Origin of the sequence: Cupriavidus necator A5-1, assembly GCF_000744095.1 — a bacterium.
Classification (GTDB): domain Bacteria; phylum Pseudomonadota; class Gammaproteobacteria; order Burkholderiales; family Burkholderiaceae; genus Cupriavidus; species Cupriavidus necator_A.
Map to the genome: position 1 here is coordinate 128,037 of NZ_JQLI01000001.1, position 22,231 is coordinate 150,267.

Sequence of the window (22,231 nt, forward strand, 5' to 3'; positions counted from 1 at the left end):
GTTAATCGTCATCAAAACATTGACAGTTAAGATTATGATCGTCATCATTGAGTGCAATTCCAACCTAGAGGCTGACGCAACATGACCGACAAGACGCTTTTCGAGCCCTACAACCTTGGGCGCCTGACACTCGCCAATCGTTTTGTCATGGCGCCGCTGACTCGCAATCGCGCAGGCGCGGGGCTGGTACCCAGCGAACTCGCCGCCACCTACTACGCCCAGCGCGCCTCGGCCGGCCTGATCATCACGGAGGCCACTCAGGTGTCGGTCCAGGCTCAGGGCTATCAGGACACGCCGGGCCTGTACACGCCCGAGCAAATCGTCGGCTGGCGCAAGGTCACCGAGGCTGTGCATGCCAAGGGGGGACGCATCTTCGCGCAACTCTGGCACGTCGGCCGTGTCTCGCACGTCGACGTCCAGCCTGACGGCGCTGTGCCGGTCGCGCCTTCGGCCATCCGCGCGGCGACGAAGACCTTTGTCAACAACGGTTTTGTCGACGTGTCGCAGCCGCGCGCCCTCGAACTCAACGAACTGCCGGGCATCGTTGGCGACTTTCGCCAAGCCGCGGCAAATGCAATGGCCGCAGGCTTCGACGGCGTGGAGATCCACGGTGCCAACGGCTACCTGCTGGAGCAGTTCATCAAAGATGGGGCCAACCAGCGCACTGACGCCTACGGCGGCACGATCGAGAACCGTGCGCGCCTGTTGTTGGAAGTCGTCGCGGCAGTGGTAGCAGAAATCGGCGCCGACCGAACCGGTGTGCGCATCTCGCCTGTGTCACCGGTAAATGGCATTTCGAGCAGCGACCCTCAGCCGCAGTACGACTACATCGCCGGGCAGCTCAGCGCGCTGGGCATCGTCTACCTGCATGTGGTCGAGGGCGCGACCGGCGGCCCGCGCGATGTCGCACCGTTTGACTACGACGCGCTGCGCCGCCGCTTCAGGCAAACGTACCTGGCCAACAACGGGTACGACCTGGAACTCGCCACCGCCAGGCTCAAACAGGGCAAGGCAGACCTGTTCGCTTTCGGCCGTGCCTTCATCAGCAACCCCGACCTGGTCAAACGCCTGAAGACGGGCGCCCCATTGGCCCAGCCCGACTTCGCCACGCTCTATGGTGGCGGCGCTGCGGGCTACACCGATTATCCATCCATCACAGCCTGAGTCGCGCGCCGCTTGCATCCGCGTCCGAACCGCCTTGAAAAGAAAATTATTCATGACCACGCTTCCGACTGTTCTCATCACCGGCGCCTCCTCCGGCATCGGCGCCACCTACGCCGAGCGCTTCGCCCGCCGCGGCCACGACCTTGTGCTGGTTGCACGCGACAAGGCGCGCCTCGAAACGCTGGCCGCGCGGCTGCGTGAAGAAAGTGGGGTGGCCGTGGAAGTGCTGCAGGCCGACCTCACCCAGCCCGCCGACCTTGCCGGGGTCGAGACTCGTCTGCGCGAGGATGCTCGCATAGGCATCCTGATCAACAACGCCGGGATGGCTCAATCGGGCGGCTTCGTGCAGCAGACGCCTGAGGGCATCGAACGCCTGATCACGCTCAACACCACGGCGCTTACGCGGCTTGCAGCCGCCGCCGCTCCGCGCTTCGTGGAGTCGGGTACCGGCGCAATCGTCAACATCGGCTCGGTGGTAGGTTTCGCGCCCGAGTTCGGCATGTCGATTTACGGCGCCACCAAGGCGTTTGTGCTGTTCCTGTCGCAGGGATTGAACCTCGAGTTGTCGCCCAGCGGCGTCTACGTGCAGGCGGTGCTCCCAGCGGCGACCCGCACGGAAATATGGGGGCGCGCCGGCATCGACGTCAATACGCTACCCGAGGTGATGGAAGTCGGCGAACTGGTTGATGCGGCACTGGTCGGCTTCGATCGCCGCGAACTCGTGACTATCCCGCCGCTGCACGTGGCGGCGCGCTGGGACGCATTGGATGGCGCGCGTCAAGGGCTCATATCGGACATTCGACAAGCCCAGGCGGCCGAACGCTATCGGCCCGAAGCCTGACCGCCACAATGACCGGGGCGTCACCCCCGACGAGAATCGACCATGAACTTCAAAGCGCTGCAGGCGTCTTATGCCCACGCTCAGACCAAGCTCGTAGAGGCGGGCGGAACCACGTTCGCTTATCGCGAACTGGGACAGCATGGCGGTACCCCGCTGGTCCTCCTCAACCACTGGGGCGCCGTGCTGGACAACTTCGACCCGCGCATCGTAGATGGCCTGGCTCGTGAGCACCACGTTATTGCCATCGACTATCGCGGAATCGGTTTGTCCGGCGGCACCGCGTCGGTGACCGTCGACGAGATGGCGCGCGACACTATCGCGGTGATCCGCGCGATGGGTTTCGATCAAGTAAATCTGCTCGGCTTTTCGCTTGGCGGTTTCGTGGCACAGGACGTGGCCCTGAAGGCGCCTGCCCTTGTGCGCAAGCTCATCCTTACCGGCACGGGCCCCGCGGGCGGTCAGGGCATCGATCGTGTCGGTGCGGTGTCGTGGCCGCTGATACTCAAGGGCCTGCTGACGCTACGCGACCCCAAGACCTATCTCTTCTTCACCACTACGGCCATCGGCCGGCAGGCGGCAAGCGCCTTCCTGAAAAGACTGAAGGAGCGCCGCGCCGATCGCGACAGGGGACCGACACCCCGCGCCTTCTTGCGCCAGCTCAAGGCGATTAAGGCTTGGGGCCAGCAGGTGCCGCAGGATCTCTCCGGCCTGCGCATGCCGGTCCTGATCGCCAACGGCGACAACGACATCATGGTGCCCACCACACTGAGTCGCGACATGGCCCGCCGCATTCCCCATGCGCAGTTGGTCATCTACGAAGACGCCGGCCATGGCGGCATCTTTCAATATCACGCCGACTTCGTGTCGAAGGCGCTGGCGTTCCTGGCAGCCCCCCACATTGGTTAAAGCAACATGCAAGCACTCACATTCAAACGCTATGGCAGATCACCTGAGATCGAGTTCGCCGACGTTCCACGCCCCACGTTAAAGGCGGATGAGTTGCTGGTGCAGGTCCACGCGGCCGGATTGAACCCAATCGACAACATGATTCCCGCGGGCACGTTCAAGCCCGTCCTGAAGTTCGAATTACCAGCAACGCTAGGCAGCGATATTGCCGGCGTGGTGGTTGAGGTTGGCAGTCGCGTGACGCGTTTCAAGCCGGGCGATGCCGTTTTTGCCAGTCTCTTCGATCTTGGCAGAGGGTCGATCGCCGAATTCGCGGCGGTGCCGGAAAGCGTTGCCGCACCGAAGCCGGCCAAGCTCGACTTTGTGCAGGCCGCCTCCGTTCCGATGGTTGGCCTCACCTCGTGGCAAGCATTGAAGGAGCGTGCCAATGTTCGAGCTGGCCAGAAAGTGTTCATCCCTGCGGGGTCGGGCGGTATCGGTACGTTCGCGATCCAGCTAGCAAAGTACTTTGGTGCCAAGGTAGGAACGACCACCAGCACGGGTAATGTCCCACTGGTCACCACGCTGGGCGCAGACGAGGTGGTTGATTATAAGAAGGAGAACTTCGAAAAAGTGCTGCGGGGCTACGACGTCGTGCTCGGTACACTGCGGGGCGATGCGATCGAGAAAGCCATCGGCATTCTCAAACCAGGGAGCAAGGTTGTCTCGCTCATCGGTCCGTTGGACGCAGCGTTCGCACGCGCACGACGCCTGAATTTCTTTCTAACGTTCGTGTTCGGCTTGATGAGCCGAAAAATCATGCGCCTTGCAAGAAAACGGGACGTCACCTACTCATTTCTATTCGTCCGTCCCGACGGCGCCCAACTCGCCGAGATTGGAGGACTTCTCGAGTCGGAACACATTCGTCCGGTGATCGACAGGGTTTTTTCGTTCGAGCAAGCGAAGGAAGCGCTTGAATACTTGGCCCAGGGACGCGCGAAGGGCAAGGTCGTCGTGAAGATCAAGTGAGTGGCCAAACGGTTGACTGTGCAGGAGCTTGCCCTAGCGACTGAAGACGCGGGTGACTAGGTTAAGGCTCATGGAGAACCGGATGGCCGGTTAGAGGTGCAGAGCCGCCGCCCGAACGTCCGAGCACAAGCGCGAGCGAATGACGCTTGTTGGCCGGGTCCGGCCCGACGCCGAGCACAACCGAGCGTTCTTCCTCACCGGTCCGCATAGGGCAGAAGACGACCCTTCTGAGTCATTCAAGGGTTCTTCGCGTGGGTCTGCTACCGCCTTCAAACCGGCCAATCGCCCTTTGTTCCATACTCTGGAAATCAACTGATGTAGCGCGGTGCTTTGCGTGTAGTCTCGTCGCAGACCTGTCTGAGGTTCGGTCTTCAGAGGCAAGTTGACCAAAGACCCTGGCCGAGAGCCAGGCCAGGGGAAACTCAAATTGTCTACGCGAAGAAAATCAACGTTGTCGGTACAGTCGGTACCGGCGCCATTGGCCGGGGCATCGCCCAGATGCCGCGCAGGCAGGCCTGACCGTCGATCTGTACGACATCAACGCGCAAGATGTGGCTGCCGCGCGCCAGTAGCTGCAGGATACCTTCGCTAAGCTGGCCGACAAGGGCAAGATCAGCGCCGCCGACAGCGAAGCGGCGCTGGCACGCGTCAAGGCATGCAACGCGCTGGAAGACCTGGCCGCCTGCGAAATGGTGGTGGAAGCGATCGTCGAAAAGCTGGAAGTAAAGCGCGATCTGGTCGCCAGCGGCGCGTGGGTGCCGCCGGATCATTCGGCGCAGTACACGCGTGCGGTGGAGCCGCTCGGAGCCCGCGCGGTCGCGTCTTCACGCAGACGGACGTGACGCCCGCTGCGCCGAAAGCCTGGCCACCGCGAGCACCAGCAGGCCGCCTGCCATCCCGAGGCAGCCGCGCACAGGCAGAGATCTTCGCTTCGCGCCGCATGCTCACGACCTCAGGCCGCTTTGTGGAGCCTACGCACCGTATGCCGCCATGAAGACCCGAACGGCCTCGCGCAGAAGAGCCCTGTTTTCCCGGGTATCCGGCATCTCGAGCTTCAGCAGTCCGCGGATGTGCCCGGAGCCCAGGAACATCGACAGGAACAGGTCCGCCGCCTGAAGCGGGTTCCGCACCTTCAGCGTGCCCGCCGAGTCGGCACGGCGCAGGTATGCAGCCAGCTCGCCGTTCACACGCTCCGGGCCGTCCTTGTAGAACGCACGGCAGGCTTCCGGCTGCGCCCCCGCGACGCCGTAGACAGAGCGCAACGCGCCCAGGGCGTCGTCCCCGCGCGCCAGTGCGAGAAACCGGGCGCCGATCGCCAGCAGCGCCTTCTCCGGCTGGTCCGGGTCCAGCGCCCCGGCGCCCGGGACGCCAGCCACCACCGTCGCCGTCCTGTCGCGCACGACCGCCTGGAACAGCCTCTCCTTGGAGCCGAAGTTGCTGTACACGGTCATCTTTGCCACACCGGCGTCCGCGGCGATGGCATCCACGCTGGCACGCTCCAGGCCATGCTCATTGAAGTGCCTTTGCGCCGCTTCCAGAATGCGCCGCAGGCGCTCGGGATCGCGTGGCCTCCCGCGTTGGGGCTTGGGAGCGGGAACTGGGGGGCGGGCCATGGGCAGATTTAGTGGATTCGACAGTTCATTATAGCTCGCGCGCATTATTGGACTTATGGTCCAGTAACTGACGGCGGCCCGAGGAACCCCCATGACGCAACAGATACGACCGACTGGACCTCGCAGCAGGCGTGGCGGGCACCACCCGCGACGCCGCGGCGATCGCGTGTCCATGCCGAGCAAACTCACGAAATAGGTCTCCGCCGCGCTGAGCAGGGTTACGAGGAACATCACCCCCAACGGTGGGCAGGGCGAGCAGCGGCAGCAGCGGGCCATCAAGCAGGGCGGACTGTGGAAGATTAATTGGACTTGACAGTTTGCTATTCCCGTCTCACATTACTATACTTGTAGTCCAATAATTAATCCGCCTATGACTTCCTCTTCTTGTAGCAGCCGCAGGCCGGCCCCGCTGCCCGTCTCGAGCGCGTAACGCTGGACGATATTGCGCGCCAGGCCCAGCCCGCCCCCATCCACAACACGGAGCTCATCACCATGAATGACGTCATCATCATCGGCGGCAGCTTTGCCGGCCTCGCCGCCGCCCTGCAGCTCGGCCGTGCCCGCCGCAAGGTCACCGTTCTCGATACCGGCTTGCCGCGCAATCGCTTCGCCGGCCACTCGCATGGCCTGCTCGGCCACGATCACAAGCCACCGCTGGACATCCTAGCCGAGGCGCGTCAGCAACTGGCGCGTTATCCCACGATCAGGCTGGTCAGTGCCCGGGCCGACAGCGTCTCCGGCGCCATCGACCGTTTCTCCGTCCTTACTGGCGATGGCGAAAGCCTTGAGGCGCGCCGCCTGATCCTGAGCTATGGCGTCGCCGACCAGATGCCTGATGTTCCCGGCTTTGCCGAAAGCTGGGGCACGTCCATCGTGCCCTGCCCCTATTGCGACGGCTTTGAAGTCGCCGGCCAGCATTGGGGCCTCGTCTGGTCCGGCCCGCAGTCGCACCAGTCTGTCAGGCTGTTCCACGATTGGACCGACAAGTTGACTGTCTTCGCCGATGGTCACGACATTCCGCCCGATATCCAGGTCGATCTGACGCGCCGCACCATACCTGTTGTCGATGGCCGGATCATCGAGATCGCCCATCACAAGGGCCATATCACCACCGTCAATCTCGATACCCGCCGCAATATCGCGGTCGACATCCTGTTCGCCCATCCGCGCAACAAGCCGTCCGCAAGCCTGCATGAATCACTGGGCCTCGCCACGGTGGATACGCCCGTCGGCATCGCCCTCAAGGTCGACGAGCGCCGCCAAACCAGCATGCCCGGCATCTACGCCGCCGGCGATCTCGCCACGCCCTTCTTGCCCTCGGTCACGCTTGCATCATCGCAGGGCGCGATGGCGGGTATCTTCGCCCAGCAGTCGATGCTGGTTTGAGGGCATAGATTCCCGAGGGCGTGATCCGCAAGACCTGCCGCTAATCAGGTGTGTGCGTGGCGGGTCATGCCGGGCACTAGGCCTCATCATGGAGTGTTATGAGCGTGCTTGAACTGAAGGTTCCTCCCCCCATCGTGGCGCTTGTCTTGGCGCTTCTTATGTGGCTGACGCCAGCCGTCGTGGGCCTTGTGCAGATTCCCTATCCGGCCCGCGTGCTCTGCGCTGTCGTTTTGGTGTGCGTCGGCCAAGGCATCAGCATCGCCGGAATGGTTGCGTTTCGGCGCGCCAAGACCACCGTGAACCCGGTTAAGGCAAGCTTGGCGTCCTCGTTGGTCATCCAAGGCGTGTACCGCTATACGCGCAACCCCATGTATGTCGGGCTCTTGCTTACCCTGTTGGCGTGGGCAGTGTTTCTGGTGAATCCACTCGCCGTCCTATGGGTGGTCGTGTACGTCCTTTACATCACTCGGTTCCAAATCATTCCGGAAGAACGTGTGTTGGCGTCTCTATTTGGGGCAGAGTACGAGGCTTACAAAGGGAGGGTACGCAGATGGGTATGAGGCCTGACGGGTCTGCAAGCACTTTCCCCTAAGTCAACCGCCTGACCAACGCTCCGGTTGACGCAGACAGCGCCGGTTCTCGGCTAAATTTTGCCTGGACAGCCGCTTAGTTGATATGGGTGCCTTCTGATTTTGAGGACTTGGAGCTGTCGTTGCCCCGAACCCCGGGATTGTGTGCAATTTGCACGCGCATGTCGAACGGCCGCTTCTGGCCGATCTCGGTCCGATTGCCGCAGCGAAACCGCGACCGTCTCTGACCGACCCTTGTCGGTCACTCGACGGTGCAGGCACCAGCGGCCGGATCGGCCGAAGAGCGGGCGTTCGTTGTGCCTCTTCTTATCCTCCTGGACGATGAGATGCGCTTCTCGCTCACACTTACGGTGGGGCCCCACTGGCCGCGAGAAGATCGAGAAGAATGCCGATGGCGGTCGCATCATGGTCATCGACGGCGCAAACTACCCTTCGCCAAGCGGACGTCAAGCAGCGGGTACGCCGTTGCCAAGGGTACATAGAGAACGTCAAGCGGACTGCCTGCGGGGCTGCGCGCATTGACCGACATGATCCGCGAATCCGCTGACGCGAACCTCGAGCGCGTGGCCGGGGAGAAGAAACGTCGCTCGCCGCCGGCGCATGGCACGCGGCGCTGATGCGCTATCTTCGCGCGTTGGCGTACTGCTCGAACGACCGCTCGAGACGCGACATCGGACCCCTATTTCCTCTTGAAGACAGCGCGTCGTTCTGCGCGCTCCGTCGCAAATTGACTGCCAAGCGACGCATCCAGGTCCTCTCGCTGCACCTCGATCCCGCATTGCGGACACACACTGGCGAGACCCACATCGTGGCCGCACTCACGATGCACAAAGTGCATGGCGACTTCTTCGTTGTCATCTTTGCACCATGTTTCTCCCCACGCCCGCAATGCGTAAACGACGGGATAGAAAGCCCACCCCTTTTGGGTCAGACGATACTCATAACGCAGCGGCCACTCGGTGTATGGTTGACGCTCAACCATGCCATCCGCCTCAAGCGCCTTCAAACGCGTAGCGAGCATCTGAGGCGTCGCATTCGTCTGGATCTGTATCTCTTCGAAACGCGTTTCACCCATGTACAGCTCCCGGAGCACCAGGACTGTCCACCGGTCGCCGACGATATCCATCGAGCGCGCCACCGGACACACCGTATTTGCCTTCTCCGTCACACGTGCCACAACTGATCTCCAGTGTTACTATTATTTTCATAGTAGCACAGCACGCGATGTCACAATCCTCCCAGATCGAGCTGCACGCGACCACGTCCGATATGCCGCTCGCGAGCAGTTCAGCCAGAAGTCTCTGTTTTTCTTTACACTATGATTTTCATAGTTATACTTCGTCGTATCGATGTGTGAGACGTCACGCACCACTCAAGCAGCCGGCGCCACTGCGAAATGCGACTCCGATCGGACCTACCCCTGAATGGAGAACCGAAATGACTAATCCTGTGTATCCCGAGGAGCGAACCGGCCTGCTGCTGGTGGACCCGTACAACGACTTCCTTTCGGATGGCGGCAAGCTGTTCCCGATGGTCAAGGACGTCGCCAACGACGTCGGACTGCTCGACAACCTGCGCGCTTCGGTGGCGGCAGTACGCAAAGCCGCCCTCCAGGTCTTCTACGTGCCGCATCGTCGCTGGCAACCCGGCGACTACGACCACTGGGACCACCCGAATCCGACGCAACGACTGGTGCAGAAGCGTCACACCTTTGCAAAGGGCGCGTGGGGCGGCGAATGGCATCCTGACTTCGTGCCGCAAGACGGCGACATCATCATTCAGGAACACTGGGCCCAGAGCGGCTTTGCCAACACCGATCTCGACTTCCAGTTGAAACAGCAAGGCATCACGCACGTGATCGTCGTCGGCCTGCTGGCGAATACCTGCATCGAATCGACGGCGCGCTTCGCCATGGAGCTCGGCTATCACGTCACGCTCGTGCGCGATGCCACGGCCGCCTTCAGCAAGGAAATGATGCACGCCGCGCATCACCTGAACGGGCCGACGTTTGCCCACGAAATCCTGACGACCGCCGAACTGGTTGCCGCCCTTCCCGTGGCATCGCAGGAGAGCGCAGCATGAACCTCACCGGAAATCTCCTGATAGGCGCGCAGGAAGTGGGCGCCATGGCGGGCACCATGCAGGCGCTCAATCCCGCGACCAATCTCAAGTTCGCACCAGATTTCGCATTCGGCGGCATCGACGAGGTCGACCGCGCGGCGCAACTGGCCGACGAAGCCTTCGACAGCTACAACAGCACGAGCCTTGAGGTGCGGGCAACTTTCCTGGAACGCATTGCCGAAGGGATCGGCGCCAATGCACCGGCACTGGCCCAACGCGCCGCGCTGGAAACCGGCCTGCCGGCCGCGCAGCTCGAAGCAGAAGCCACCAAGGCCGCCACCCAGTTCCGGCAGTTCGCAACGGTTGTGCGCCAGGGGCGCTTTCGACAGGCAACGATAGATTCCGCCCAACCCGAGCGTCAGCCGCGTCCGCGCATGGATCACCGTATGCAGAAGATCGGGCTCGGTCCGATTGCGATCTTCGGCGCAAGCAATTTCCCGATCTCGTACTCGGTCGCTGGCGGCGACACCGCATCGGCGCTGGCAGCAGGCTGCCCTGTTATCCTGAAGGCACACAACGCCCATCCCGGCGCATCGGAAATTATGGGACGCATCATCCAGCAAGCGGTGAAGGACGCCGGCCTGCACGAGGGCGTCTTTTCGATGCTGCGTGGCGACGGCAATGCGATCGGCGAGGCGCTGGTGGACCATCCGCTTATCAAGGGCGTGACGTTCACGGGCTCGGAGGCGGGTGGCATGGCGCTATACCGCCGTGCACAGCAGCGTCCCGACCCGATCCCGGTCTTCACCGAGATGACGAGCGTCAATCCCACCTTTGTACTGCCCATCGCACTGTTCTCGCGCGGTGGCGAGATTGGCGACGGTTTTGCCGAACGCATGCTGGTGAACGTGGGTCAGGCCTGCCTGAAGCCCGCGATCCTGCTGGCCATTGATGGTCTCGGCTACAGCGAACTGAAGCAGGCAATGATTGCCCGCGTCAACGCGATGCAGGCTCGCACCATGCTCACGCCCGGCATCAACCTGGCGTACCGCAAGAACGTCGATCGTCAGCTCGCTGCCGGCGCGGAGAAAATCGCCACGGGCGCCAATCCCGAAGGCGAATGGGACGGGCAGTCATACCTCTTCGAGGTCGATGGCGCACGCCTGCTTGAAGAGCCGGCCCTGCTCGAAGAAGTATTCGGCCCGGCAGCGCTGCTGGTACGCGTGAAGGATGACGAGCAACTGGTCGCGATCGCCAGGCGCTTCCGCGGCCAGCTTTCAGCGACGATGCATATCGAGCGCGCCGATCATGCGCTGGCGGCCCGGCTTTTGCCTGTCCTTGAACGCCGCACCGGCCGCATCGTCGTCAATGCGTTCGCACATCCGCAGGAAGTCTCCTACGCATCGATTCACGGCGGTCCGTTTCCGGCCACCTCGGATAGCCGCTTCACCTCGGTCGGTATGAGCGCGATCGAACGTTTCCTCCGGCCTGTCTGCTACCAGGGCTTCCCCGACGAGCTATTGCCGCAAGCGCTCAAGCAGGACAATCCCAGCGGTTTCTGGCGCCTGACGGATGGCGAACTGTCGAAAGCCTGATCGGGTTGCAGGCAGCGCGAACAGCGCCAGTAGTCTGCCTGCGCCGCAAGGGCGCGGGCCACGAAATCATGGTACGTAGCAACGATTTACGCATAGGAGATTTCCCATGCAGTTTCTTGTCCTAGTCTCTCTCGCCGTCCCCACTTCCCAACAGACGCCCACACGCGACGAGCGCGAAGCCGAGTTCGAGGTCATCCGGCACCTCTATGTCGATAGCATCGTCAGGCAGATCTGGCTGCGGGGCGATGGTGGCGCATGCATCATTGCCGAGAGCGAAGATGCAGAGACCCTCTGGACCAAGTTTTCCACCTTACCTTTGGTGAAATCTGGGTACCTTCAACCCCCAAAGGTAATTGCACTGAAGCCGTATGCCGGTTTTGGCCAGACCATATCAAACTCTGACTTTCAAGGAAATCGATTATGACTACCAACATCGCCAAGCGTTTGGTATTCGCCGTCGCCCTGGTTGCTGCTGCTGCCGGTGCGCAGGCTGCCAGCCTGTCCCACGCGGGCGCGCGCGACATGTTCACAGACGTTGCCCGTTCGATAAACGATGCACGCGATCCGTACACCGACGGTGCGCGCACGGTGCAGGAACCGCGCAGCCCGTACTACGACGGCGCCCACACATATCGCTGAACGATTACGGCGCGCATCTCGTGCCCATAACCATGACGCTCCGGCCCGGACTAGGGCATTCGAACGTCATGGAGATTCCTAATGCTCATCCCGATGCTCACTTCCACGAGGCATCCGCCATGGAAGCGAAGCATCGCGGCCGACCACGGGGACGTTGGCCGCATCCAGCCAATCCCATCCCTCTGAAGGAGTTCTATTGTGAAGACTATTGCCACGAACGACATGAAGCTCGAAGTTGTCGTCATCCCCGTTTCGGACGTGGATCGAGCCAAGCGCTTCTACGGCCGCCTGGGCTGGAAGCTCGACGCTGACTTCCCTAAGGGCGACGCGTTTCGGGTCCTGCAGTTCACGCCTCCAGGCTCGTCGGGTTCGATCCACTTCGGCACGGGAATCACGTCCGCCGTGCCGGGCTCGGCACAGGGACTCTATCTCGTCGTGTCCGACATCGAGGCAGCTCGCGCCGAGCTCGTAGATCGCGGTGTCGACGTTAGCGAAGTGTTCCACCGTTCCGTCGGTGAACCCCCGCAGGATGGCCCGCATCCGCAGCGCCAGACCTACTCCTCGTATGCAACGTTCAGCGACCCGGACGGCAATAGCTGGCTGCTGCAGGAGGTCACCGCACGATTGCCCGGACGCGTGAATGCGGACACGACATTCGCCTCGTCGACGGAACTCGCGGCCGCGCTCCGGCGTGCGGCGGCTGCGCATGGCGAGCACGAGAAGCGCAACGGCGGCAAGCACGATGAGAACTGGCCGACCTGGTACGCTGAGTACATCATGCGGGAGCAGTCTGGCGAGGAGCTGCCGGAGTAAGCGGCGGCCGCGCCCCTCACGCTGCCCGTCGAAGACGCGGGAGATGAGCGCCAGACTTTTCGCGTCATGGTGGTTGGGCATGGAGGTGGCGAGGCCGACGTGCGAATCCGCCAACGCGGTCAGCGTCTGCGGGCGCGACCCCATGTAATAGGCGTAGGTCAAAAGGTCGTGGTGGGTTGTCGCGCCTTACGTGCGCGCCAGCGCCTTGCCACCATCAGCTTCGCGGTGAGCGTCTGAACCACCTCACCGCGTTGGCAGATGGTTTTGGAGCTCATGACCACGGCGCCAATCACAGACGCATCAATACGTTAGCGCTAACAGAGCGCGTCGCCCTGCGCGCGTCGCAGACTCTCGCGCTCTTAATCGGAAAATTACCATGTTTATAGTATCGTCAGCGCCAACCCGGCGCAGCCTTCTTGCATCAGCCGCGGCTGTGCTCGGCCTTGTTTTGGCCACTTCCTTCAGTTACGCGCATGCCGTTCCGGCAGGCTTGCAGGCTCCTCCGGGACTGCTCGGCATCCACACCAACATGCCGGCGACGGTCCCAGCCAACGTCGACAAGGCGCTCCAGATCGGCGCCCCGGCGCCTGCCGGTCTGTCAGCGGAGGAGAATCGCGCCTATGAGCAGCTCGCCCTTACGTTCAAGGAAGTGGACTACGCCCGGATAATGGGGTCGCGCCCGCAGACGCTCTACGGCATTGCCGATTCACCCGTTGGCCTCGCCGCCTGGCTTCTCGACCACAATGATGGTGATGGCCAGCCGGCCGCGGCGGTAGTCTCGGCTCTGGACCGGACCACGAGCGCCACAGGCGAACTGACGCGTGACGAAATCCTCGACAACATCACGTTGTACTGGCTGACCAACACCGGAGTCTCTGCATCTCGTCTCTACTGGGAATATAAGGGAGGCTTCTTTAACGCCAAAGGCGTCAAGATCCCGGTGGCAGTGAGCGTGTTCCCCGGCGAGCAATATCAGGCGCCGCGAAGCTGGACAGAGAACGCGTACTCCAACCTCATCTATTACAACCGAGCTGAGAAAGGCGGCCACTTCGCCGCATGGGAGCAGCCTGTGATCTTCGCTCAGGAACTTAGGGCGGCATTCAGGCCGCTGCGCTGAGCTAGTGGACGCCGACGGACTCCCTCCCCGGCGTCCGCCTCCTCACCCCCAGAATTTCAAAGTGGTGGCGGCAGCCCTTCCGGCGCCGTCCACAGATTAGGAGATTGACCATGTTTGGACCATATTCCCTGACGACTCCAGGCCGGAGATGGTGCATGCCGCGCACGAACTCAATGGCTCCCACATATGCCCACGCCATTGTGCCAACGGACGAACTCATCGCGATCAGAGCCGGGGGATGTGGGAGGGAGCGTGGCGTGAAGTGGACGTAGGCAGGGCGCGAGGTTGCGGAAACTCAGGACCATTTGGACACCGCGAGCGTGCGATGAGGCGGCCTGAGACAGCGAGCACGACTGTCCGCTTGCGGCTCCGGTGTCCGGAGAGCCGACGATCGAGTTTGATACGTAGGACGTGTGGTTTCATGTGACGACTCGCTGTGGTGGCGGTCCGCGGATGTAGGCACTGCGCGGGATGACCTCAATGATGAGCATCGGTGCACCACAGCGCCGGCAGCGGAAGGGCGTCGGTGCAGCGAGATCGGTGTCGTCAGGTGGAGCGGTCACCGTAGGCACGACATTCAACAGCTCGTGCGCTTTGGCCAGATTCGCGCGGCGCACCGGATTGGCAAGCAGGCCATAGTGTCGAATGCGGTGGAAGCCGCCAGGCAGCACGTGCAACAGGAAGCGTCGCATGAACTCATCCACATCCAGCGTCATGGTCTTGTAGCGGGTGCGCCCTTTGGCCCGGTAGTCCTTCCACGTTCAACGCCACCACTTCGCTTGCGCGCAGGCCGGCGCCATAGGCGCCGCGAGCGCGGTCTGGTGCTTCAGGTTCCCAGCGGCAGCCAGCAGTCGGGCGACTTCGTCGGGGCTGAGTACCACCGGCAGGATGCGTGGCACTCGCACCGGACGCATCTTGGCCATGCGTTGGGCATCGCCGAGGGTCACTTCAAAGAAGAACTTCAATCCGGTGATCGCGGCATTGAGCGAAACCGGAGAGATGCCGTGATCAACCAGATGGAGTTGTTAGCGCCGTAGGTCTTCGGTACTGGCCGTGTCGGGAGAGGCGCCGAGAAAGACCCTGAACTGACGCACGGCGCGAATGTATTGGGTCTGGGTCTTGTCCGCGAGCCTGCGCATCCGCATGTCTTCGATCATGCGCTGGCGTAGCGGGCTGATGGTAGGCGTCGCGACTGACATGGCTGTGCTCCTGTCGAGGTTCGAGGCGAATTGCCTCGGTCCTCAACATAGGAAACAGCGCTGGCGGTTAAGTCACTTCGCGCTTGGCCGGAGGGTTACCGCGCGAGCGGTTTAGTGTACGCCTGTGAGGGCGTGCAATCTGCGGGGTGAAAGTCCCCGCCGGAGTTGGCCACAGCTCCGTAGCTGAAGGTAACTGCGTCGTCGCGAGGCGGGGTGGGGAGTAACCGGAAGCGAACTGTCGGTCCGTAGGTTAACGAACCTGTTTCGGCGGGGTATGGCGGCGAGCCCGCACTAAAGTGGCGAAGCTTGGAAGTAACACAGCACGCTGTTGTGGCGGATAAAGCGGTGCGGTGGCGTACCACGTGGTTGAGGACGGAACGATGGGACGGTAGCACGAAGCAAGCGGGGAGACCTGCCGGCGAGGTGAACGCTGGCAGGAGTCAGAGTCCCGATAGTACTGCACACGGAAGCGTAAAGCCGTGGAGACCTGCGTCAGAGCAAAAGGCGCACTAGGGAAGCGGGGCAGGAAAGTTGATAGCAGAAGATCGGAAGGAAGCAGAGATGAAGATCGAAGCATCGCCAGTGTCGAAAACGACTAGACGAGATGCAAACGCGCTGGGAAGCTGCGTGCAGCGGAAATTCGCGTCAGCTTCAATCTGGACGGACGCTATGTTGGCTGCTCATAGTTGCTATGTCATCTCGTTGACGATTGACCCCGCCCATACCGGTGGCCGCTGTCCGCGCCAGGGACATGCCGCCTCCAATTGTGCAGCGAGACGGAACAGTGTGTCCTCCCGTCCAAAGCTGGCCATGAAATGCGACCCGATCGGCAGACCCGTTTGCGGGTCGATGGAAAGCGGCACCGACATTGCCGGTGTCCCGGTTACGTTCGATAGCGCTGTAAACGGTGACTGGTTGAAAACGTGGGCGATCCAGCCGAGCCCATCGACGGATGTTTCCACCCGGTTGTAGTCGCCAATGCGAGGTGGAAGTGCGGGTAGTGTCGGCGTCAACAGAATATCGTAGTCACCGAAGAACCACCCCAGCGCCCGTGTGACCGTGTTCCTAATCTGCAATGCCGACAGTAGGTCTACGGCGCCAATCTGGCTTCCGTATCGATAGAGCGCCAGCGTTGCAGGTTCGAGGTGGTTTTCATCCACGCTCCGACCGGTGGCGGCGGCAATCCCGTTGATCCGGAACGTCGCGTTGGCGGCCCAGATTTGCGCATTGCATTGCACGAAGGTGTCCCAGCTTACACCGAGATCTGGCACGACTTCTTGCACATGATGACCCAGCGACTCAAGGATCCTGGCCACCTTGCTCAAGGCATTGGCAACCCCCGTGTTGGTGCGTGCGCCATTCAATGGGTTCGTCATGAACCCGATCTTCAGGCTTCCCGGTGGCTGCTGGGTCTCCCACAGATAGCTGGCATTGGGCGGTGCAGTGTAGTAAGGCTCGCCCACACCGCCGCCGTGGATGCCATCAAGCAGCGCTGCACTATCGCGCACGGATCGGCTCACGGCAAAATGCACGCCCAGACCATTCCATACTTCGTCTACAAAGGGGCCGTTGGACACCCGTCCCCTGGTTGGCTTCAGGCCGAAGAGTCCATTGAACGAGGCAGGCACCCTGATCGACCCGCCTCCGTCCGTCGCATGCGCAATGGGAACGATACCGGCGGCAACCGCCGCGGCCGCGCCGCCGCTCGAACCGCCCGCGCCATGCTGCAGACTCCAGGGATTCCTCGTCGGACCGTACAGCACGGGTTCGGTCGTCGTGCTGACCGCGAGTTCCGGTATGGTTGTTCGTCCAAGCGTAATCAAGCCTGCCTGGCGGAAGCGCGTCATGACGTATGAGTCTGCCTTTGCGACGGTTCCGATCGCCAGACGACTGCACATTTCGCTCCTGCGTCCCTGCATGGCGACGCCGAGATCCTTGAGGAGAAACGGCACGCCGCCGAGCGGCCTCTGATCGGGGCTTACGGTGCCGGCCGACTGTATGTCCACCTCTTCGGGCCAGTAATCGAGTACAGCATTTACGTGGGGATTGACCGCCTCGATGGCAGCCAATGCGGCCTTCGCAACTTCCGTTGCTGTCACTTCTCTTGCTGCGATGAGGTGATGCAAGCCCATGCCGTCAAGGGCAGCGTATTCGGCGAGCTTCATTCGGATGTTCCTTTTCAGCGAGACATCAGGAAGGTGCGCGGCGCCAGGTTGCGCGCCCTGTCTGGTTTGACGGGAGGCAATGAAGGACGTTCGTCACACATCCTGCTCCCCGGATGCCTAATTATTGAGTGGCTACCGGCATGCACGATCACTGGTCAGAGGGCGATTCACTTCGCTCGATGCATGCCAGCAGTGATGGTCGGCTCCTGGTGAAGCGTGGCATCGGTCCCAGGCTTCAAGCGCAGGAGTAGGAAGATGACTGCGCACGCCAGCAACATTGCTGCCATCAGCAGGAAGCCGGGGTAGACGCTGCCGGTCATGGATTTCGACCAACCGATGATGCTTGGGCCGAAGAAGCCGCCAGACAGGCCAATTGTATTGATCAGGGCGATGGCTCCGGCCCGTGCATCTCCCTTTATGTACTCGGCCGGAACGGCCCAGAAGACGATATTGGCCATCCACATCAGGCCGGTAGCAACAGTTATGCATGCCAGTGTCACTGCGAAATTGCCGTCGGCAAGGTACCAGCCAATGAAACAAAGGCAGCTTATGACGGCCGGCACGGCGATGTGATGTCGACGCTCCTGACGCTTGTCGGAACTACGGCCGCCGAAGAAGATGGCAAACGCCGCGGCCACATAAGGGATGGCCGCATACCATCCGAGTGCCTGCGTGCTGGTAACGCCAGTGGACTTAATGATCGTCGGCAGCCAGAAACTCAACGCGTAGATCGGCGCGATGATGCACAGATAGCCAGCCGCCAGCACATACACCTTGGGATCACGCAGTACAGTGAGGAACGATTCGTGCCGCCGGTCCACGGTCGTGGTCGTTTCCGCGGCCAGCATGTGTTTCTCCGCCTCGTTGAGCCATTTCGCATTGGACGGGCCATCGGCGAGCAGGAAGTAGGCCGCGACGCCGAGCACAAGGGTGGGGGCTCCTTCAATGAGAAACATCCATTGCCATCCGGCGAGATTGCCCGTGCCGGCGAAAGCCGTCATGATCCATGCGGACAGCGGGCCACCAACAATTCCGCTGAACGGGCCTGCAAGCCAAACCATCGAGATTGCCCCGGCTATGCGGGTGGGACCATACCAGCGCGATAGGTAGAACAGTACGCCCGGCGCGAAGCCTGCTTCGAAGACGCCCAGCAGAAAGCGCAAGACGTAAAAGACAGGGACGCTGCTGACGAACATCATGCACATCGAGGTAATACCCCAGAGCACCATGATGCGGCTGAATGTGAGCCGAGCGCCAACCCTGGGTAGCAGCAAATTGCTTGGTACCTCGAACAGGACGTAGCCCACGAAGAATATCCCGGCCCCGATGCCATAGGCGGCGTCGGAGAAACCGAGGTCGCTCTGCATCTGAAGCTTTGCAAAACCTACGTTGACTCTGTCCAGGTAGGCGAACAGGAACCCGATGAACAGCAATGGCAGTAGATGCAGATCTATCTTTCGATAGAGGGACACACCGTCCGTCCCGCTCTCTGAAATACGGTCTTTCCGAGACACAGACCTCTCCTTTGGTTGGTATGTATGGCCTTGCCACGCGTGCGCACCGACACCAGGCGGTGCAGTCGAAATGATCCTCGCGCAATTGCTTGGCAAGTTCGCTTCATGTCGACCAGCACTTCCCGGTAGCGGTGCGTCCGATGGCTGCCCGTGTGCGGTGGGCCAGGGCGCGATGCGGCAGTTGGAACTGCTTATAGTTGTGCGGACATGATCGCCAGCATGGCGTCACAGAGGACCTGCGCCCCGGCTGCGACATCAACCTCGCGCGCGTTCTCGGCCTCGTTGTGGCTGATGCCTTTTTCGCAAGGCACGAAGATCATTCCGGTGGGAATATGCTCTGCGGTGTACTTGGCGTCGTGGGTTGCGCCGGAAACGATGTCCAGGAATTTCATGGCCCGACCACCCGCGGCGTTGCGCACGGTTGCCACCACGCGATCGTCGAACGTTACCGGCGTGGACCTCAGCAGAACCTTCGCTGACACCGGGCAACCTTCGACCTCGCCGGCGCAAAGTTGAAGGATCTTCTCATCGGCGCGCAGCAGGAAATCTGGGTCGGGATGTCGCAGATCGATATTGAATGTCACCCTTCCTGGCACGGTGTTGGGCGATCCCGGATAAACCTCCAGCCTTCCGACGGTGAAGCGCAGGATATCCTCGGGGTCGTCCATCGCCGCGCGAATGCGTGCGATGAGCGTGGTGGCGGCCACCAATGCGTCCTTGCGATGCCGCAGAGGCGTGGTGCCCGCGTGGGCCTCGGCGCCTAGCAACTGGATTTCGTAGGCATGAAGGCCTTGAATGCCGGTTACAACTCCCACGTCGCATGCCTGGCTCTCAAGTACAGGGCCCTGCTCGATGTGGGCTTCGATATAGGCAAAGCCGCTCATGTCAAGCGCGCGCGTCTCCAGCACCGGTAACTCCGCAAGCTGAATCTTCAGCGCGTCTTGCACATCGATGCCGTCGACGTCCTTGATCGCCAATGCATCGGCCAGCGGCAGCGCGCCGGCCGCAACTGCGGAGCCCATCGTTGGTGGGGGAAATCTTGAGCCCTCCTCGTTCATCCACACAATGAGTTCGAGCGGGCGTTCGGTCTCGATGCCGTGGTCGTCGAGCGTCTCGAGCACTTCGAGACCTGCGAGCACGCCATAGACGCCATCGAACTTGCCCCCGGTTGGTTGCGAATCGAGATGGGAACCTGTCAGGACCGGGCTAAGGTCCGGGCTCTTTCCGGGGCGGCGGATAAACAGATTGCCGATGGGGTCGATCGAGGCCTGATAGCCTCGGCAGGATGCCCATTGGAGCAATAGCATCCTGCCCCGGGTGTCCTCCGTGGTGAGCGCCTGGCGGTTGACGCCGCCCTTGGCTGTGGCGCCGATGTCCGCCATGGCGCAGATATGTTCCCAGAGTCTCTGGCTGTTGATGCGAGGGCCGACGGGGGTAAGTGAGCGGATAGAATTGAGGGCGTTCATCTGGCTGTCTGCCTTGTTTCGTTGCGAGCCAGTTTGCCCAGTCGATTCCTGTTAGTCAAGTCACTTGACTAACAGGAATCTTGCTGTCATAAATAGTGATGCGGGGACGACTTCAAGTGCGTTTGCCGGAAAATGCGCTTATACTTCACATTTGGCGCGGCCGAATATAATCGTTGTGTAATTTATGGAAAATACCGGACTAAATCAAGAAATTATTATCGGAGGCCGGTTGAAGCATGCCAGACTTAATCTCAAACTGAGTTTGCGCCAGCTAGCCGAAAAGGTCGGATGTACCGAAAGTTTCCTTTCGAAAGTTGAAAATAACAAAGTACGACCTTCGCTTCCGATGATTCACAAGATCGCCGTGAATCTAGGGATCAGCGTTGCCAGACTGTTTGCGGAAGAGGGGGATGCGTCAGGCGTTGTCACTGTGATGCGCGAGGGGCAGCGGCAGGTTCTACGTACCGAGCATAAACGCGCGGGGAACGGCGTCACTTTGGAAACCCTGGTTCCCAATCATCTGTGCACGTTGCTGGAGGTGAATATTCACCATATACCGGTCGGCACCTCGTCCCAGGGGTATCTGGAACACCAGGGCGAGGAGATGGGCTACGTGCTGGAAGGAGAGCTCGAGTTGACCGTGGAGAGCCAGATAGCGATCGTGAGGAAAGGCGATTCTTTCTTCTTTCTTTCGCATCTTCCTCACGGCTACAGGAATATCGGCCTTGTCGATGCCCGGGTGCTATGGGTCAATACTCCACAAAGCTTCTAGAATTTCCCCCCCGGTGACAGCCGGCCGCTCCGAATTTGTTGCCGTTGGCTGGTGCTTTGCAAGCAGTCGCGCGAGGTTGTTCCTGATGCGGGGAAGCGAATGCGCGGTACCTTCGGCTCTCATTTCCTCACCCTGATGCCCGAGGGGGTTGTCGCCGATGATTTGGCTAGCGGCAAGTTGTGGCACAATTTGGCGTTGCAGCATGAAGCACCCATGCCGGTTAATGCGATAACGGAGACGAGTTCGATTGCCTGAGCAGGAGCGACGCTTATCGAGTTCCGTCGCGAGCAGTTTGAATAGTTGAATGGTCCCTAGCCGGACCAAATCGGTCATTGCGGTGCGCCTGCTTGACTGACTCAAATTGGCCGACCTCGGTCAAGTAAGGCATGGCGCGGGGTCGACTCCACCCGCCCCCGGATTGGCTGCACGTTGCGCTTTCATGGATTAGATCGCCCGTCGGTTGCGTGCAGCATTGGATACATCACTGTCGACTTTTCCGGCCGCTGTCAACGCCGCGCACTCCGCGAGAGTTAATGGAGACGAGCCCGACGCATGTCCGTAACGCTCTCGCGCGCTCATGTCTGTGTGGTCGCTTTTTGCACGTCTTTCCCGGGCTGAGGATCGCAATTCTCGGCCAATGCCTGGTCCGTGGCCGGATTCCGCGCAAGCGTTTTTTCATGTCGTTGTTTCACCCTGATCTGGGAGCAGCCAATGAAGATCCTGCTGATATCGATGGCCGTTGCTGCCGCGGCGGGCATATCGCTTAGTGCTAATGCGCAGGCACCCGCCAGCGCCCCGTCAGGCAGCACCGCGCTTTGCAAGGACGGGACCTACTACGCCGGCGCCACCAAAAAAGGCGCCTGCGCCGGACACAAGGGCATCAAGGATTGGTATGGTGCCGAGTCCGCGGCCTCGGCACCTGCCGCGGCCGCTGGTCCGGCATCGAAGGCCCCAGCGCCTGTGGCTCCTGCCGGCGAGAAGAAGACCGCCGCGGCGCCGGGCGGCGGGCCTGGCCAAGTCTGGGCGAACTCCTCCACAAAGGTCTACCACTGTCCGACCGATCGTTACTATGGCAAGACCAAGACCGGCGAATACATGTCGGAGGCAGACGCGAAGGCTAAGGGCTTCAAGCCAGATCACGGCAAGGCCTGCTCCTGAGGCCATAGCTTGCGCACGGAACCCTCTGGTTCCGTGCGGGTGTTCTGTACCGGTGTCCGCGACGCCCGGCACAGTGTTTTCCCTTTCCGCTGTCGGTTCGGGCGTACGTTTTCCTGTCAGGTTTCTCGTTGAGCAGTGGGGCTGGCCTGACTCGGCAGTGGCCCCCAAACAGTGTGGGGCGGTGAACCCGCCGGCAGTAGGCCTAGCGTCACCTGTCGCGATCA

General features: G+C 61.4%; 19 protein-coding genes and 4 pseudogenes. 16 read left to right on the plus strand and 7 right to left on the minus strand.

What is annotated here, in order from left to right; genetic code table 11:
- Positions 1–81: 81 nt before the first annotated feature.
- From K307_RS00655 to K307_RS44995, 5 genes and pseudogenes are all read left to right on the plus strand, one after another.
- Positions 82–1,164 carry an alkene reductase gene (locus tag K307_RS00655; protein WP_042875692.1) on the plus strand — a complete coding sequence of 361 codons (1,083 nt, stop codon included), beginning with the start codon at positions 82–84 and terminating at the stop codon, positions 1,162–1,164.
- A 52-nt stretch (positions 1,165–1,216) separates the two neighbouring features.
- Positions 1,217–2,005, plus strand: coding sequence for an SDR family NAD(P)-dependent oxidoreductase (locus K307_RS00660; protein ID WP_042875694.1), 789 nt, complete (start codon positions 1,217–1,219; stop codon positions 2,003–2,005).
- Positions 2,006–2,047: 42 nt separating this feature from the next.
- Entirely contained in the window at positions 2,048–2,911 is an 864-nt protein-coding gene (locus K307_RS00665) for an alpha/beta fold hydrolase (protein WP_042875695.1), read from the plus strand.
- A 6-nt stretch (positions 2,912–2,917) separates the two neighbouring features.
- Positions 2,918–3,919, plus strand: a complete 1,002-nt coding sequence (locus K307_RS00670; RefSeq protein WP_042875696.1) for an NADP-dependent oxidoreductase — start codon at positions 2,918–2,920, stop codon at positions 3,917–3,919.
- A gap of 426 nt (positions 3,920–4,345) precedes the next feature.
- Positions 4,346–4,662, plus strand: a pseudogene (locus K307_RS44995) (3-hydroxyacyl-CoA dehydrogenase NAD-binding domain-containing protein); the annotation flags it as partial.
- 228 nt (positions 4,663–4,890) lie between these two features.
- Here the strand turns inward: K307_RS44995 and K307_RS00680 are convergent.
- The gene (locus K307_RS00680) at positions 4,891–5,577 is read right to left on the minus strand and encodes a TetR/AcrR family transcriptional regulator (protein ID WP_329955785.1); all 687 of its coding nucleotides are present in this window, start codon (positions 5,575–5,577) and stop codon (positions 4,891–4,893) included.
- Positions 5,578–6,024: 447 nt separating this feature from the next.
- Between K307_RS00680 and K307_RS00685 the strand changes: the two genes are divergently transcribed.
- Together K307_RS00685 and K307_RS00690 are read left to right on the plus strand one after the other, a co-directional pair.
- Complete coding sequence (locus K307_RS00685) at positions 6,025–6,918, plus strand: NAD(P)/FAD-dependent oxidoreductase (RefSeq protein WP_042875698.1); 894 nt, start codon at positions 6,025–6,027, stop codon at positions 6,916–6,918.
- A gap of 98 nt (positions 6,919–7,016) precedes the next feature.
- On the plus strand, positions 7,017–7,478 hold the full coding sequence (locus tag K307_RS00690; protein ID WP_035825701.1) for a methyltransferase family protein: 462 nt from the start codon (positions 7,017–7,019) through the stop codon (positions 7,476–7,478).
- Between the two features lie 709 nt (positions 7,479–8,187).
- On the opposite strand, the gene K307_RS00695 is transcribed toward K307_RS00690, so the two are convergent.
- Positions 8,188–8,634, minus strand: coding sequence for a winged helix-turn-helix transcriptional regulator (locus K307_RS00695; RefSeq protein WP_196251501.1), 447 nt, complete (start codon positions 8,632–8,634; stop codon positions 8,188–8,190).
- Between the two features lie 311 nt (positions 8,635–8,945).
- On the opposite strand from K307_RS00695, the gene K307_RS00700 reads away from it, so the two are divergent.
- The 6 genes and pseudogenes from K307_RS00700 to K307_RS00725 all read left to right on the plus strand — a co-directional run.
- Complete coding sequence (locus K307_RS00700) at positions 8,946–9,590, plus strand: isochorismatase family cysteine hydrolase (RefSeq protein ID WP_042875700.1); 645 nt, start codon at positions 8,946–8,948, stop codon at positions 9,588–9,590.
- Complete coding sequence (locus K307_RS00705) at positions 9,587–11,164, plus strand: aldehyde dehydrogenase (NADP(+)) (RefSeq protein WP_042875702.1); 1,578 nt, start codon at positions 9,587–9,589, stop codon at positions 11,162–11,164. The genes K307_RS00700 and K307_RS00705 overlap by 4 nt, the downstream gene beginning before the upstream one ends.
- A gap of 106 nt (positions 11,165–11,270) precedes the next feature.
- The gene (locus tag K307_RS00710; RefSeq protein ID WP_051974537.1) at positions 11,271–11,588 is read left to right on the plus strand and encodes a hypothetical protein; all 318 of its coding nucleotides are present in this window, start codon (positions 11,271–11,273) and stop codon (positions 11,586–11,588) included.
- Positions 11,585–11,803: a hypothetical protein gene (locus tag K307_RS00715; protein WP_042875703.1), complete on the plus strand. Its 219-nt coding sequence runs from the start codon at positions 11,585–11,587 to the stop codon at positions 11,801–11,803. The genes K307_RS00710 and K307_RS00715 overlap by 4 nt, the downstream gene beginning before the upstream one ends.
- Positions 11,804–12,001: 198 nt before the next feature.
- Positions 12,002–12,616, plus strand: coding sequence for a VOC family protein (locus K307_RS00720; RefSeq protein WP_042875704.1), 615 nt, complete (start codon positions 12,002–12,004; stop codon positions 12,614–12,616).
- Between the two features lie 487 nt (positions 12,617–13,103).
- A pseudogene (locus K307_RS00725) lies at positions 13,104–13,733 on the plus strand (epoxide hydrolase); the annotation flags it as partial.
- A gap of 419 nt (positions 13,734–14,152) precedes the next feature.
- Here the strand turns inward: K307_RS00725 and K307_RS00730 are convergent.
- The 5 genes and pseudogenes from K307_RS00730 to K307_RS00750 all read right to left on the minus strand — a co-directional run.
- Positions 14,153–14,491, minus strand: a pseudogene (locus K307_RS00730) (transposase); the annotation flags it as partial.
- A pseudogene (locus tag K307_RS00735) lies at positions 14,469–14,932 on the minus strand (tyrosine-type recombinase/integrase); the annotation flags it as partial. The pseudogenes K307_RS00735 and K307_RS00730, both read right to left, overlap by 23 nt.
- A 689-nt stretch (positions 14,933–15,621) precedes the next feature.
- The gene (locus K307_RS00740) at positions 15,622–17,097 is read right to left on the minus strand and encodes an amidase (protein ID WP_042875705.1); all 1,476 of its coding nucleotides are present in this window, start codon (positions 17,095–17,097) and stop codon (positions 15,622–15,624) included.
- A 167-nt stretch (positions 17,098–17,264) separates the two neighbouring features.
- The gene (locus tag K307_RS00745) at positions 17,265–18,611 is read right to left on the minus strand and encodes an MFS transporter (protein WP_042875706.1); all 1,347 of its coding nucleotides are present in this window, start codon (positions 18,609–18,611) and stop codon (positions 17,265–17,267) included.
- A gap of 191 nt (positions 18,612–18,802) precedes the next feature.
- Positions 18,803–20,077 carry a M20 family metallo-hydrolase gene (locus K307_RS00750; RefSeq protein ID WP_042875709.1) on the minus strand — a complete coding sequence of 425 codons (1,275 nt, stop codon included), beginning with the start codon at positions 20,075–20,077 and terminating at the stop codon, positions 18,803–18,805.
- 184 nt (positions 20,078–20,261) lie between these two features.
- Here K307_RS00750 and K307_RS00755 point away from each other — a divergent pair, with 184 nt between their 5' ends.
- The 3 genes from K307_RS00755 (at position 20,262) to K307_RS00760 (ending at position 22,007) form a co-directional block, all read left to right on the plus strand.
- Positions 20,262–20,849: a cupin domain-containing protein gene (locus K307_RS00755; protein WP_042875712.1), complete on the plus strand. Its 588-nt coding sequence runs from the start codon at positions 20,262–20,264 to the stop codon at positions 20,847–20,849.
- 99 nt (positions 20,850–20,948) lie between these two features.
- Positions 20,949–21,104, plus strand: a complete 156-nt coding sequence (locus K307_RS47205) for a hypothetical protein (RefSeq protein WP_155301013.1) — start codon at positions 20,949–20,951, stop codon at positions 21,102–21,104.
- Between the two features lie 456 nt (positions 21,105–21,560).
- Entirely contained in the window at positions 21,561–22,007 is a 447-nt protein-coding gene (locus K307_RS00760; RefSeq protein ID WP_042875714.1) for a DUF3761 domain-containing protein, read from the plus strand.
- Positions 22,008–22,231 lie beyond the last annotated feature (224 nt).